The 14,755-nt window shown below is 66.6% G+C and carries 8 protein-coding genes; 1 reads left to right on the top strand and 7 read right to left on the bottom strand.

The features are described from left to right. The first annotated feature begins 199 nt into the window (after positions 1-199). Positions 200-1,612, top strand: coding sequence for a plasmid pRiA4b ORF-3 family protein (locus ABD716_RS05810; RefSeq protein WP_344774762.1), 1,413 nt, complete (start codon positions 200-202; stop codon positions 1,610-1,612). Between the two features lie 45 nt (positions 1,613-1,657). Here ABD716_RS05810 and ABD716_RS05805 read toward each other — a convergent pair whose 3' ends face one another. From ABD716_RS05805 to ABD716_RS05775, 7 genes are all read right to left on the bottom strand, one after another. Continuing rightward, a complete protein-coding gene (locus ABD716_RS05805) occupies positions 1,658-2,617 on the bottom strand; it encodes a nucleotidyl transferase AbiEii/AbiGii toxin family protein (protein ID WP_344774760.1) in 960 nt (319 codons plus the stop codon). Further along, entirely contained in the window at positions 2,614-3,204 is a 591-nt protein-coding gene (locus ABD716_RS05800; protein ID WP_344774758.1) for a type IV toxin-antitoxin system AbiEi family antitoxin domain-containing protein, read from the bottom strand. Before ABD716_RS05800 ends, ABD716_RS05805 begins: the two co-directional genes overlap by 4 nt. A 122-nt stretch (positions 3,205-3,326) precedes the next feature. Continuing rightward, positions 3,327-3,863 carry a type IV toxin-antitoxin system AbiEi family antitoxin domain-containing protein gene (locus ABD716_RS05795; RefSeq protein WP_344774756.1) on the bottom strand — a complete coding sequence of 179 codons (537 nt, stop codon included), beginning with the start codon at positions 3,861-3,863 and terminating at the stop codon, positions 3,327-3,329. Between the two features lie 61 nt (positions 3,864-3,924). Then, the gene (locus ABD716_RS05790; RefSeq protein WP_344774754.1) at positions 3,925-5,463 is read right to left on the bottom strand and encodes a UvrD-helicase domain-containing protein; all 1,539 of its coding nucleotides are present in this window, start codon (positions 5,461-5,463) and stop codon (positions 3,925-3,927) included. Further along, on the bottom strand, positions 5,457-7,286 hold the full coding sequence (locus ABD716_RS05785) for an ATP-dependent nuclease (RefSeq protein ID WP_344774752.1): 1,830 nt from the start codon (positions 7,284-7,286) through the stop codon (positions 5,457-5,459). The genes ABD716_RS05790 and ABD716_RS05785 overlap by 7 nt, the downstream gene beginning before the upstream one ends. Before the next feature lie 3 nt (positions 7,287-7,289). After that, complete coding sequence (locus ABD716_RS05780) at positions 7,290-10,748, bottom strand: SNF2-related protein (protein WP_344774750.1); 3,459 nt, start codon at positions 10,746-10,748, stop codon at positions 7,290-7,292. Next, positions 10,745-14,755 (bottom strand): Eco57I restriction-modification methylase domain-containing protein, encoded by a 4,011-nt coding sequence (locus ABD716_RS05775; RefSeq protein ID WP_425553392.1) that lies wholly within the window; start codon positions 14,753-14,755, stop codon positions 10,745-10,747. Before ABD716_RS05775 ends, ABD716_RS05780 begins: the two co-directional genes overlap by 4 nt.

Below are 14,755 nucleotides of genomic sequence, written 5' to 3'. Positions count from 1 at the left end.
GGCTCACCACGTTGATCACGCGGCACGCGCTCCCCGAGATTCACACCACCCCACGGGACGCGGCCTTCTGGCGGGGCGCGGTACACGCCCCACCCCAGGCACTTCCCTGGCCAGCAGTTGGGCGGACACCGACCTGCTCCGCGAGAATTGATCGCGATGGCGCATCCCGACGTGATGTGCCCGTGACGGGAGAAGGAAGATGGCATCCGAGAAGTTCGAGGCACCGGATCTTCAGAAGTTCATCGCCTCGCTGAGGCCCGACGCTGATGACCTGGACGATCTCTGGCGGCGACCCGAGCCACAGCTTCTCCCTGTCCCCTCGATGGTGCGGGGTTTCCGCATCCGTATCGATCTGCAGCGCACGAAGCCGCCGGTGTGGCGACGTGTCGAGGTGCCCGGCGACATCCTCCTCCCGCGGCTGCACGAGGTGATCCAGGCGGCGATGGGATGGACCGACAGCCACCTGCACCGCTTCCGCACGAGCAATGACCGCAACGCTCCGGAGTTCCTCACCCAGTTCGACCTTGACGAGGGCGACGAGGGGATGCTCGAAGACAATGTGCGCCTCGACCAGGTCATCGCTGATGAGGGCGACCGGCTCTGGTACGACTGCGACTTCGGCGATGACTGGAAGCACCTCCTGCGCGTCGAGAAGGTGCTCGACGACCCTCCATCGGCTCCGGTATGCGTCGGCGGGAAGCTCGCCTGTCCACCAGAGGACTGCGGCGGCGTCTGGGGCTACAGCAAACTCGTGGATTGGGTGCGCAGCGACTACGACGACGCGCTCCGCCCTGAGGTGTTCGACAGTGCTGAGGAAGGACGCGCGTGGCTGCCCGACGGCTGGCATCCCGATGTCTTCGATATCGATGAGACGAACGAACTGATCGCCGCAGTCACCGCGGAGCCGATCCCGGTCGTCGAGGAACTCGAGTCGCTGCTCGAACTGGCGCAAAACCGCGGCGCACGCGGCCTGCGCAACGCGCTCGCTAAGCCGGCTGCGTCCGGCGCGACCGATGTCAGCGCAGACGATGCTGCTGATCTCACCGAGCCGTTCCGTGTGCTCCTCGACGTCGTCGGGGACGGCGTGACGCTTACCGGTTCGGGGTATCTGAAGCCCGCTGTCGTCGAGCAGCTCGCACATCGCGCAGGCATCACCGAATGGTGGATCGGCAAGGCCAACCGCGAAGACCTCACCTGGCCCGTCGCGGACCTGCGCGCCACGGCGCGAGCACTGGGGCTCGTGTCGGTGCGCAAAGGCCGCATCGCCCCGACTCAGGCCATCGCAAGGCGTAGAGATGACCCGCACGCGATCCTGAGGCACATCACCGGCCGGCTCCCGCTCGGAACAACCCCTGCAGAGCGACACGCCGGCTGGATGGCGCTCGCCGTCGTCGCGAACGAGACACCCGCTGAACTGTGGGAAGCGAGCATCAGCGAACTCCTGTTCGACCTCGGCTGGCGCGACCGTGAGGACCCTTACCGTGTCCCCTCCCCCGACAGCCCCACGCTCGACGCGCTCAACCTGCTCGCAGGCGCCATGCGCGCGAACTGGCGACCCAAGGGCGTGAACGCCGCCGTCGCAGCCATCGCCCGGGGCGTCATACGGGCTTGACCGTGTGGTCACCGGATCGGCTGCGGCTGAGCCCGACGAAAGCCGTCACAGGTCGGTCGTACCTGTAGTGGATTCTGTCGGCTCGGACGGCGTGACGGGTGCCGTGCGCCAGCTCCGTTCGGCGGGGCTCCAGATGGCTTTGCCGTCGAGCGCGTCCAGCACCGGGTCGACGAAGACAGCAGCGGCAGCAACGGCGTCGGAGAACCGCTCGGGCAGATTCGCGCCCGCCTCGCCAAGCCCCTTCCGGTAAGCGACATAGGTCGAGTTGCGCAACACTGCGAGCCCCTCGGCGGCTTGCGCCAGAGGGATCAACGTGGTCCCGCGGAACCCTGCGGTGGCCGTGAGCGCTTCGCGCAGTGCTCCGCACTGAAGAGCCTGTGTGCCGGTCAAGAGGTGGATGTCCGCGAAGTCACGCACGCGCGTGTTCGCTCGTCCCAGTTCGATCGCGGTGACGAGTTTCTCCGCGAGCACCGTCTCGATCGGGTAGCCCAGGATGCGGATCGGCGGAGCGTCCGGCCGCAGCGATGGCAGCTCAACTGTTCGCGGGGCCGGCGTGACGGGGTCGCCGAAGTTGATGTCGAGCCGCAGCTTGACCTGCGCTGTTGCGAGCTGTGCCGTCATCGTCACCCGCACGCCGGAATACAGCGCGTCATCACGAATCACCGCAGTGGTGGCCGTGTCGGGCAGGAACTCCACGCCGTCGTCTGGGTCTTCGATCGCGGCGATGTCAGCGACGCGGCGAGCGACGGTCTCTTCGTCGGAGGCCAGGTTGCGCGCGAGGGCGTCGGCGTCGACCGTGGGACGGCGGGTGCCGAACGAAGCCAGCAACATCCCGCCCTTCAGGATGAAGTCCTCGGCGTACGGTGAGCGCGACATCCGCGACAGCCATCGCTCGACGATGTACATCGTGAGCAGTTCCTGCGTGCCACGCTTCTGGCGGCGAGCCTGGTTCTGCAGGTCGAGGTATGCGCGCCCTGCGGCGCTCTCTCGCGTGGGGCGACTCATCGGGCACTCGCGACATCGAGCGCAGCACGCATCGGCCCGAACGTTCCCAGCGCCGCTGCGTAGTCCAGCAGCAGTGCCGGTTTCGAGTTCGGTGCCGCCAGGTATCGGTGAAGCGCGGCGTGCGCGATCGGTTCGCCAAGGCGTTTCCGAAATCGCATGAGATCCACCACCGTCCTCGCCGCGTCGTAGATGCGGACCGGCTCTCCCGGCCCCGCCTCGAACGCGGTCACACCGAGTTCGAACGTTGCTTCATCGAAGCGAAACACTGTCACGGGCGGGTAAGCGATCACCGGCGTATGCGACCGTTTGGGAACCGCGATCTGTACCGACGCAGGCATCTCATCCGTCAGTTCGTGGATCGCTGCCGCCGAGACGCAGCACACGATGGCGCGAGGAGCGCGGTGCGCCACGGCGATCATGTCGGGGTACGACGCCGGGGGTGCGTCTGCTCGACGGAAGACCCCGCGCGAGAGTTCGATGATCTGCCCGCCATCTCGCCAGGCATAGAGGTCTCGCGGATGCACACCGTGCGCCCGCGAGGTCTCCGTCGTGAACGTCGACGGGAGCGATTCGTCCAACTCCTTCATGGATACAATCCTCGCACAGGGCGCTCAGGTATGTGCGGTTTTTATCCACCTCGAGCCACGCGTTCTTCTCGTTCTGGCCAACGGCTTCCGGACGAAACCCCTCGCGTGTCGATGTCCTGCGCTCAGATCAGCTCTCGCCGCAGCGCTTGAACGACGAGGGCCTGCCATCGATCGGGCGGCATCCGATCCCGCATGTCCTCCAGCGCGTGTCGAACGGTCGTCGCCGCGACGCCCTCATAGCAGGTGAGATCCTCATCGGGCACGTCAGGCCGGTTCTCCAGCTCCATCCACTCCGGCAGCGTGCGTCGCACGCGGCGACGCGTGCCCACGCGCACCTTTGGCGGATTGAACTGCCCGAGCCCGAGCAGATCGAGCACGGACTCACGGTGCAGGAACGCGCCTTCCCCAGCAAGAGCCACGGCAACCGTCGGCTCGGTGAACGGGGTCGTCGGCACGTCGCGGTGCGTGTAGACACCCTGCCCGTATCCGCGGAGAGCGCCGCGAGCAGCGAGCTTTCGCACCTCGACGGCGGGCACGCCCGCGTCCTCCGCCTCGGCGACGGTCACTACACCGTTGCGGGATGCGGCAATCTCCCACAGATCCTGGCGATAACCCACAGGTTCATCTCCCGACAATACCGTACTGTAAGTGGTACGCAATTGGCCTGCGTACCCAACCATGCTAGCGCTAAGCCCGTACAACGTGTGCTTGCTCTGGAGGTCAATCGTCGTCCGCGGGTATGTCGAGCGTGCCCTCATCCAGTGCCGGGTCTCCGTCAAGTTGAATGCATTCACGCCTTGCTCGTGTAAGGGCGACGTAGACGACGCAGTGCTCGTCCTCGAGCTCGTGCAGCCCGGTGGACAAGAGCGCGCGCTGCGCCCTGGTGAGGATGACGCCAACACGCTCCCACTCACGTCCTTTCGCCTGGAAGACGGTCATGCCGGGAACAACCGAATCCTTGACAAGTCGCGCCGCGAGACGCTCGACTTGTGCGACCCGTTCAGCCTCTGCGGCCGAACCAAGGCGACGCGGCCGAGTGACACCGAGATCCCTGAGCGCATTTCGGAGTTCATTGAGCGCGTCAGCAGGTGCTCTCCCCGCGCGCAGCCCGGCGACTATCGGTTGCAGGACTCGATCCTGCTCGGCCAGGAACCGCTCACGATCAAGCCCGAGCCTGGCGATCGCTGCCTCTCGCCCGAACGACGACACTCCGAGACGCCCACGCGTCACGACATCCAACAACAGATTGAGTGCGGCATCAGTCGCATTCTCGATCGTGCGGAACGACAAGGGAAGGATGTTGTCTCCGGCGGACCACAGCGGTCGCCAGGTGCGCGCAAGCGCCACGTCGACCTGCTCACTCGTCCCACTGGGCAGACTCACGGGCTCGCCGTTTCTGAGCGCTCTTGCCAGCTCAGGCATTTGATCGCCAACGAATCTGAAGGACTGCGGCTGCTGGTACTCGACGAACCTCTCCGTCGTCGCCCCTAGGAGACGCTGCACCTCATCCGGTGTTGCGCCGCGCCACTTGTAGAGCGCCTGCCAAGGGTCGCCGATCAATGTCACGTCCAGGCCAGCTTCAGCCGCAAGGTGGGCGACCTTGAGGTCCAAGAAGGCAGCGTCGTACACCTCGTCAATGACGAGCGCGCGGTAGTTCTCCGCCAGCCACTTCGCCGCGAACTCGCTCAGTTCATCGACTTGCATCGCAGACAGCAGAATGTTGCGCACGTCGTCGTGACTGACGATGCCGGCACTGAGCAGCGCGTCATGCGCTGCGACATTTCCGATCCCGGTCGTTGGCTGCTCTACTCGGCGACCGCGGGAGACTACGTTTCGCTGTCCGTCGAGGACAGCGACTCGTAGGAAGTTGCTGGGAGGTGCGAGGAAGCGAAACCCGGCGGTGCCCCGGTAGTCATCTCGAACGTCGAGTTCGCGCAGGCCAGTCGGCCAGTTGACGAGTCCAGCGTCGAGCAATCGGTGCAGCAGCTCGACATGCAAGTGATCGAAGGTCATCACTCTGTGGGGAGGCGAGATTGCGCCGCCGCCCCATCGCGCACTGATCCGGGCACGCAGCTCAGCAACGGCCGCCCGGTTGAAGCTCAGGCCGAGCACTCCTCGTTCGTCACCCGCGAGATGCCGCTGATAGCCGAACCGCTCGGCGGCAACGGTCGTCTTCCCGCTGCCTGGCGCGGACACAATATTGACTAGGCGGTCCTGAGCTGCTGCTGCGAGCGCCTGCTCAGGGGTAAGCCTCACCATCCGTCTGGGTCGGCGGCTTCGTCACTCTGGGACGCCGGAGCCCCATAGAGCCAGTCGAACATCTCAACGATATGCAGGGGCACCGCGACGGTTGCAGGGCTAGCGTCCATAATTCGGGCGAGCGCGAGCGCGAATTCGCCCTTCGCTCCCGGCTGTGCCCTGAACGCGGCATCGACAGTCTGTGCAGTGATGGGATTCGGCTTCGTCGCCCCCGCTTCATCGAACGCTTGAGCCACGATCACCTCGTTGCCTGCTACAAGCGACGGTTCCAGAGTCGGTCTTGACCAGAAGAACCGGGCGGAGGTGCTGTCGAGCTGGCCGTGCCAGGCGGGCGGGCTGGGGTCGGGAAGTGGATCACCTCGGCGGTCGGTGTCCGCGAGAGCGGCGATCCTGGTTACCAACTCGTGGCCGGGGGTCGCAAGCAACCGGATGGGCCATTCACCGACCTTGTGGCCGAGGGGGAGGATCGCAAGCGAATCGACGAATCCGGTTCGGAGCTCGTCGTCTCCGGCCCATGCGTGGCCGAGTATGCGGAGCAAGGTTGCTTCCGTGACTCCTTCGACCACGAGCACTCGGTCTCCGAACAGCGCTGATGAACGTGTCGCGTCGAGGTGGAGCCGCGTCTGCTGGAACAGCCGCTTCTTCAGCGCGCTGGGCAAGGGAACGTCCGCCATACGTCGGGCGACGCTTGTGCCGTCTGCGTTGCGGCGGACGATGACGAGTTCTTCGGGCTCGCAGGCAGCCGCAAGCTCCGGCGAGTGCGTGGTAACGATCACCTGAATGTCGGGGCGCTCTTGCACGAGCTTGCGCAGGTAGCGGATCAGCCCGAACTGCAACTGCGGATGGAGGTGCGCTTCCGGCTCCTCGATGAGCACGGTCGCGTGGAAGAGCTGCGGGTAGAACGAATCGGCGTCCGCGTCGGCCGCCGCGTCTGCTGCGGCCAGCCGTTCTCGTGCATCGGCAACCGGATCTTGCGGGAGATCGCTCTCGGTCCCGGCGATCTCACTGCCTGGGAGGGGTATCGTGCCCGCGTCCGGGATACCCGCCAGGGTGACGGCGATGTGCAGCAAATTGACGTAGCCGAGACTTGAAGCCTCCAACCGCTTCGCAGCACCCCGTTCTGGAAGTATCGCCAAGAGCAGCTCGAAAACTCGGGCCAAGTATGCGTCGTCTACCTGCTGCGTCCCGACGAAGGCATGATGTGCCTGGACGCCGCCACTGATCGTCCGAAGGTTCTGCGCGATACGGTCCTCAACGTTCTTGACGAGCTGGTGTGAGGTGATCGCGCTGAGCATGGCCGCAGCCTGTCCGCGGAGGGCTCGCAGCCCACCAGTCTCGGGATGGCGTCGCTCATCGGCGCGCAACAGTTCCAGGAGAATTCGCGCATCCCTGCGAGACAAGTCATCGACCGGATTGCGAAGCGCCGGGAGATGAACCAGACGAATGCCCTCGTACTCGCTCGCGGACTCCAATGAAGTCCCGGCCCGTACTCGTCCAAGGGATCGTTCGAGAGGCCTGCTCCACTTGGGCGCACCAAGCCCCTGCCGCTTCCTGAACCGGCCAAAGGCACCCTCATCGGACTCTTCCGCCTCGTAGGCGTACTCAACCTGCACCGATCGCGGTGGGTTTCCGAGTGCATTTGCGTCGATGGGCGGCAAGCTCGGGAACCGGCGCGGATGCGCGAGCGCGATGCCCTCGTTGATCGTGGTCTTCCCCGCACCGTTTGCCCCGAGGATGAGCGAGAACCGCCCGCTCAGCTCGCAAGTAATCGACGCAGCGGCCGACGCACGGTACCCCTCGATCCGAATCCGCTTGAGATGCATTGGCTACTGCTCCACAGCGCCCGGAACAGGGGTGTGCTCCGTCTTCGTCCCCTCGACCGCCATCCAGGCGATGAGGCGCACATCCTCCAACGCGATGGGCGGGAGCGGTTCAACCTTCTCGGCGGGTTGGATGCCGAACCCGTCGAGCACCTGGATGATCGCGGCGACGACGGCCTCCGGTTTCCCCGGCGTGCGCAGCGCAGCTCGCATGGCCTTCCTGGCCTTGGCGGTCGGCACAGTGTTGAGCCGTTTGATGGTCTGAAGCTGTGCCGCGCCGAGGTGGCCGCCCTTGTTCAGGATCACTTCTCGCGCGTCGCGGAAGGATGCGGGGATCTCGGCGGCGAGGGCGTTCGGGTCGGTGGAGCGCATCCACTCCTCGTGTGCGTCCTCCTGCGCGAGCGCCCACGCCTCGTAGGCGGCGCGGAACGCCTCGTCGGGCAGGGAGCGCGGCCTGTCAGGCCTGCCGGGGTCTGCCGTGACGAGCGAGATCAGGGTGTCGTCGACCACGACCCGACCATCCTCATCGGCGACGGGCTGCCAGGCCTCGTCAGCGTTCACGTTGCGGAACCAGATGTGGCCGGTGTCGCCCATCTTCATGCAGAACACGAAGGCGCGGCCGGAGACGGCCGGGTTCACGAATCCGCTGCCGATGCCGTAGGGCAGGTCTTCGAGCCGTCCACGGAGTGCCTGGTCAGCGTCGAGCGCGTTGGCGAGGCGTCGCCGGTATTCCTCGCCCGAGCCTGCCGCTGAGCCGCCGCCCTGCTCGATGAGTTCCTCGATCTCGCCGACGATGGCGTCGGGGTCGTAGTGCTCCTGCGGCGGGTAGTGCGAGACGCCGGGAAGCACCTTGCCCGCGCCGATGGCGGCGTCGGCCTGTCGGAGCTTGCGGATCAGGGTCTGCTCCAGCCCGAGGAACTCGTCGAGGTGCTCGGCGGGGAAGAACACGTCGAGTTCGATGGACTTGTGCTGGCTGCCGATGCGGTCGACGCGGCCGTGGCGTTGCACGATGCGCATCGGGTTCCACGGCAGGTCGTAGTTGACGATGTGCGCGGCCTGCTGGAGGTTCACGCCCTCGGCGAGCACGTCGGTCGTCAGCAGGATGTCGTAGAGGTCTGCCTCGATGGGAGTGCCATCGTCGCGGAGCTGGCCCGCAGTGCGGGGCGCGAAATTGGCGACCGCCTTCGCGCGAGTGGGCTGGTCGATGCCGCCGCGCTTGCCCGAGGCGAACTCGCCGATCACCGCGGGCGCGACCCGGCCACGGTACGCCGCGAGCGGCGAGCCGTCAGGCACCGCGGCCAGCGCGTCAACGAGCCGCTCGTGCAGATCGCGAATCGTGTCGGCGTACGTGGAGAACACGATGACTTTCCGCCGGTCTCCGCTGGGGGCGTTCGTCACCGCAGGCTTCTCAGCCTCGGCCGCGATTCGCTCTAACTCGGCGAGCAGCGCCGTCACCTTCGGCTCGCCGTCGTGCGCGGCCGCCTCGGCGAGCGACTGGAGGTGACGAATCAGCACGAGATCTCGCTCGACATCCGATGCCAGCAGCTTCGCGTCGTACAGGCCGGCAGCCGTGGCCTGATGCTCATCGTCTTCGTCGAGACCGGCGATGATCTCGTCAAGGTCTTCCGACTCGGAGTTCACATAGTCCCGCAGCGCGCCGCCGACGAGCACCGTGCCTTTCCCGAGCGCCGAAAGGAATGCCTCGTGCGTCTGGATGAGCACGCCGAGCGTGCCGGCCAACGCAGTCGGGGAGGATTCGAGGCGCTTGAGCAAGGCGGAGCGCAGCAGCCCCATGTTCGAGACCTCGGTCTTGTTTAGGTCCTCGGTCTTCAGATACCTACTGGGAACGTACCGGGCAAGCAGGAGCCGCCCTGGGTCGCTGCGGCGCACGCTGAACGACGCGACATGCGCCTCATCCTCGGGGATGTCGAGCGCGTAGGTGACCGCATCGACCAATGCTTCACCCGGCTCATCGAGCTGATAGTCCACGCGACGCACGTCGGCATCGGGGAACTCGACCGGGATCTTCTTGCCTCCCGGCCCGGCGATCGTCTCGCCGCGGTAGTTGTCCTTGACGAATTTCCTGGTGCGTCGCACCGCGACCTGATCCATCAGGTCGAACAGGTGCGCGGGCGTCAGCGCCTCCGGGTCGAGCGCCTGCGCGTCGCGGATGTACTTGCGGATCGACGGGATGCCGATGGAAGCGAAGCGCGCATCGTCGCGGATGAAGTACTTGACCAGGGTCTCCAGGTCGATGAGCGAGTTGTTCACCGGCGTCGCGGTCAGCAGCACGACCTTCTTCGGGTGCCGCCCCGCGAGGATGATCCGATCCAGCGCCTCCGAGCGCGCCGCTCCCGCGTTCCGCAGGTTGTGCGCCTCGTCCACGATCACCAGCGCGGCATCCTCGGCACGCTCGTAGAACCCCAGGTGCTCCGGGTGCCCCGGGTCCATCCGGCTGCGGATCTCCTCATACGAGTGCACCGAGACACGGCGGGAGATGTCGTAGCGCTCCAGCACCGGATCCCACACCGATGCCTTAAGCGCGGCCGGGGCCGCAACCAGCACACGCTGCCGTTGCTCCTCCGTGGCCGCGGCGATCACCTCAAGGGCAAGGAAGGTCTTGCCCAGACCGACCTCGTCGGCGACGAGCACGCCGCCGATCTCGTCCAGCAGCCGCCGCATCCGCTTCACGCCATCGGCCTGGAAGCGGGTCAGCTCGAAGCGCGTCGGACCTGCCTGCTCCTCATCGAGGTGGTCTCCGTATCGGGCGAGCAGCATGCGCAGGAACACGCTCCACGGAGTGTGCTCGGCCCACAGCGGCTCGTACAGACCCGCCAGGTCGAAGGCTTCGGAGTCGGCCCAGCACTCCTCGAACCAGTCGATCACCTGCGGCGTCGACCCGTGCTGCCCAGACGCGCCGACGTTCAGCTCGGCGTTGCGGGTGAGCCCGGCGTAGGTCAGGTTCGACGACCCCGCGAGATACGCGGGATGCGTCGGGTGGTGGCTGATGAACGCTTTGCCGTGCAGGAACCCGCCCGTGTATCGGCGGATCTCCACAATCGGCTCACCGCGCTCGTCGGCGGCGCGCAACCATGCCACGAGACGCTGAGCGGCCTGGGTGGACTGCTGCTCGAAGCCGAGCGCGTCCCGCTCGGCCTTCAACCAACGCACGTGATCGGCGAGTGCCGCGTCGAGTCTCTTCTGAACCGTCTCGTCGGCGTCGGCCGGCAGCAACGGGCCCGGGAGCGGATCGGCACCGAGGAGGATGCGGATGCGCGGCAGCTTCTCGAGCTCGTCGGCGATCAGCAAGAAGCCCGCCGGGTTGATGTAGGCCGTCGCGATCGCCGCGCTCGGCGGCACCGCGAGCGCCTCCCGGTTCACGCGAAAGAGTCGACGCACCTCCTCGCGCACCGTCATCGGCGGAGCAGCCCGGTTGGTGGCGAAGACAGGAAGCTGGTCGGTCATGCCGCGTCCTTCCACTGCTCGTAGTACGCGAGAACTCGTTCCAGCCGCGCGGCGTAGTTCCAGCCGCGATGGAATGTCGCAAAGATGTGCTCCACCTGCTCCGGCGTCAGCCCGTACAGGAGCGACACGAGCGCGTCGAGTTCGGCGATGAGTTCCGTCTTCGTCGGTTCGGCGTTGGCAGTCCCGACCTCGACCCCGACCTCCGCCGCCCACTCTGTGTACCGCGCGTCAACGGCGGCGAGCCTGCCAGCGATATGGACCGTGCGGTCAGACAGCGCGGTGCCAGGTTCATACTTCGGAACCGGCAGATAGTTCAGGATGTTGTACTTCAGGTGCAGTTCAACCCACTTCCGTGCCGTCCAGTCGAACGGGATACTGCTCATGACGCCCAAGAGGAACGCCTCGGCTTGTTTGCTGCCACGTCGAGCGACCAGTAGCGGCGCCATCTCGGTGAAAGCGACCCCCGGCGGCATCAGGCAGACGAGCGTCGTTCGAGTATCAGTGGCGCGCGCGATGTCACGGAATGCGATCCTTGCGTGATCCATCGGAAGCTCCCCATCGGCGAACTTCAGCCCGAAGTACGCGGAGCGCGGCGACTTGACTCCCTTGGCGAGCTTGGCGGCGAGATATGTGCGCAGTTCGTCGCGGTCGGAGAGGGCGTATGGTCGTGCGGCGAAGTCGGGCTCCCATATATTGAACGCCGCGCCGGCGAGCACTCGGATCTGATCGGCCCGCGGCGAATCCACGTCGAAGTCGTAGTACTTCTTGTCCGCTGTCGAGTGAAGCTCGGTCGTCGGCCGGAACTCCCAGTCTGGCCGCGCCTCGTCAAAGCGCGGGGACCGCTTCATCTGCGCGAACACCTCAGCCGACATCGGATCGGGAATAAGCGGGAAGGCAGAAGTCGCCGACCAAGCGGCGAACTCGTCCGCGTCGACTTCGGCGAGCGCGTCGGCCCCAGCAAGGAACTCCGCCTCGCTCGCAAACGGCCCGCAGAAGCGCACGACGTGCTCTCCACCACGCTGCACGACGGCAAGTCCAACCGTGTATTGCGGGTGAACGTTCGGGAACACCCACTGCTGATTGTTCAGCAAGAAGCAGACATCGGCGAAGGCACCCTCCCGAAGGATTTCGCGTCGCCACGCGGCGAGCGCCGAGCCCGAAAGGGCGCCGCGCGGGAGGACATTCGCGGCCCGACCACCGTCGCGAGTGAGCCGCCAGAAGCGCCAGGCGAAGGCCTGGTACAGGTCCGGGTCGCCGCCCGACCCGATCCCAGGGTACGGCCCTCGCACCAGGACGGCCCGGTAGGCATCGGTCGCGGCGACTTCCGCGACGAACTGCGCTTCGAGTTCCGGGCGACCTGCCCGGAACTCGGCGAGCACCTTGTTCTTCTGTGCCTGTGACATCGATCGGAGGCTCGGAATGCGCAGACCCCACCATTGGTGCTCCTCGACCTTCACCTTCTCCCACGGCGGATTTCCGACGAGTACATCGAACCCGGGGCGCTCGCGCAAGAACACCTCGGGGAACAGGAACGGCATGTGGGCGGGCTGGAGCGGATCGACGGCTTCGCGCACTTCGCGCATTGCCGCGAGTGCGGCAAACTGCTCGGCGTCCCAAGCCTCGTCGATCGTCACGCCAAGGCGCTTGGCGACAGCCACGTCGAAGATCGCCTTCGCCGGGGCCGCTGCGTCGCGGGCCTTCGCCAGCATCTCGGCACCGGCGGCGACCTCCGACTTGTCGGCCTCGGAGGCGTTCGCGTAGTCGATGAGGAGGTCTCGTGCGGCCGTCAGCGGCTCGCGGATGATCTGCTCGAACAGACCGTCAGCCTTCAGAGCATCCATCGCCTCATCGATGGTGCCGATGCCTGTGAGGGAGTTGGCGAGGACGAGGCCGTGGTCGAGGCTCGACATCGGCAGGCCGGGCACGAAGGTGTGAATCCAGAGTGCGAGCTGCGACAGCTCGACGGCGAGCGGGTTGATGTCGAGGCCGTAGATGCAGCGGCGAGCGACCTGGCGGCGAAGGAGCTGGCCGTCGGTGATCGCCTTCGCGCCCTCGGTGTCCTGCCCGAGTGCCTCGCGTGCCTTCTCCGCGAGGCGCGCGAGTTCGGCGCGCACGCCCGGCACCTCGGTGGCGGTGAGGAAGTCGCGCATGCCGCGCTCGATCTTGTCCACGGCGGCGACGAGGAAGTGCGCGGAGCCCATCGCCAGGTCGGCGACGCGGAAGTCGAAGAAGGCGTCTGCAGCCTGACGCTCCTTGCCCTCGTCCATCAGCGTCTTGATCCGGTCGAGGTGGGCTTTCAGCGCGGGCTCGACCGACCGCTCGATGAGGTGATCGACGACGATCTTCGGCGTGTAGTACGAGCCGGTCGCCTTGCGCTCCCCCGACGCCGAGTGGAAATACGGGCGTCCCGCGGGCGCGACAACCTCGTCGTCGTCTTTCGCGGGCACGTAGGCGCCGTTCCGGTCGACGGTGAGGTCCTGCTCGGCGAGCGAGAGGCTGGATTCCAGGAGGCCCTCGTAGATGGTGCCGAACTCGCGCACCTGCAGGCTGCGGAAGTCGACCGGCCCCCACGTCTGGTCGACGGTCTCCTCGCTCAGGAGTTCCTGGAGGGCGGGGCCGATCACACTGTCGGTGAGCTTGACCCGCGACAGCAGCGCACCCTCCTCGGTGGTCGGGTCGAACAGGCTGCCGCCGTAGGCGGGCACCTCCCAGCGGGAGTTGCCGTGGAAGATCACTTCCCATACCTGGGTGAGATCTGACCAGATCGCTGCCGACTCGGTGGAGAACTGGTCGGGGCCGGTGCCGATCTCGCGGGTGATGAACGCCTGGAGGGAGTTGGCGTCGTAATGATCGTTGCGGCCCGCAGGCAGCAGCTCGGTCGCCTCCCCGTATGCCTGGAAGAGCAAGCGGAACAGGACGCGCATCGTCAGGCGATACGCCATTTGAAGACCCTGAGCATCGAGCGCGAGCCCAAGCGCCGGAAGCTGATCGGCGATGGCGAGAGCGACTCGAGGCACCACGCCCTCGTACACACGGTCGCGCAGGCGCGTGCCGAGTTCGGCGGCATACTTGCCCGAGCCATCGAGGATCTGCTGCGCGGAGCCGTCCGCGTCGAGTGCCTCAGCGGAGAAGATCAGGGTGAGCAGCGCAGCCTGCTCGGGTGCGAGCAGATCGAGGTCCAGCTCGAAGTAGGTCTCGGACTGCCCGCGCTGACCGACGCCCACGCCGTCGCGTCCGGGGTAGAGCCGCAGGGTGGACTTGCGCAGCGCGATCACCCACGGCACGTCCTCGCGGCCAGCGACCTCCAGTGCCTTGGCGACGGGCGTGAGCTGGTACGTCGTGGACTTCTGATCGAAGTGCTCGTCGTCACGCAGCAGCACCGCGACGGCGCGGCGAGGGCCACTGGAGGTGCGCAGGACGAGCAACCGCTCCGATCCCGCGGGCTCGGCGTCGAACCCGAGCGCGGTGACCAGCTCGATGCCGCGCTTGGGCAGGATCGGCGTCGCCTTCTGGCCTGCCGACTCCCAATCCGGGCGGCGAGGCACATCGCGGTTCAGGTGATAGGTGGCAAACAGGAAGTGGTTGGAGAAGCCGTCCGTGCCCGCCGAGGACATCGCCTCCTGGATGGCGCGAATGCGCCCGTGGGCGGCAAGCCCGTTCCCCTCCTCCAGCACGGACTGGAGCTGTCGCTCCGCCTGGCCGACCGTGATGGGGCCGATGGGCGGAGCGTCCGCGGACGGGTAGTGAATCCATACGCCGTCCGGCGTGACGGCTGCGACGATGAAGCCCATCGGAGCCCGCGTGCCGCGCGACTTCCACAGGTCATCGAGCACGCCCTTCGTCGGCCGCGCGACCAGGCGGGCGACACCCACCTGGATCGCTCCTGCCCCGGCGTCATCCCGGCCGAGGACGACGATGGCGTCGGCCGCGCCCGCTGGCGCATCCGCCCACGCGACCGTGCTCGACCCGTCAAGCTGCAATGCCGACACGTTCCCTGCCTTCTCCAT

Origin of the sequence: Gryllotalpicola kribbensis, assembly GCF_039538245.1 — a bacterium.
Taxonomy (GTDB): domain Bacteria; phylum Actinomycetota; class Actinomycetes; order Actinomycetales; family Microbacteriaceae; genus Gryllotalpicola; species Gryllotalpicola kribbensis.
The sequence above is the reverse complement of the archived record's forward strand: the minus strand, read 5'-3'. Positions and strand labels throughout refer to the sequence as shown.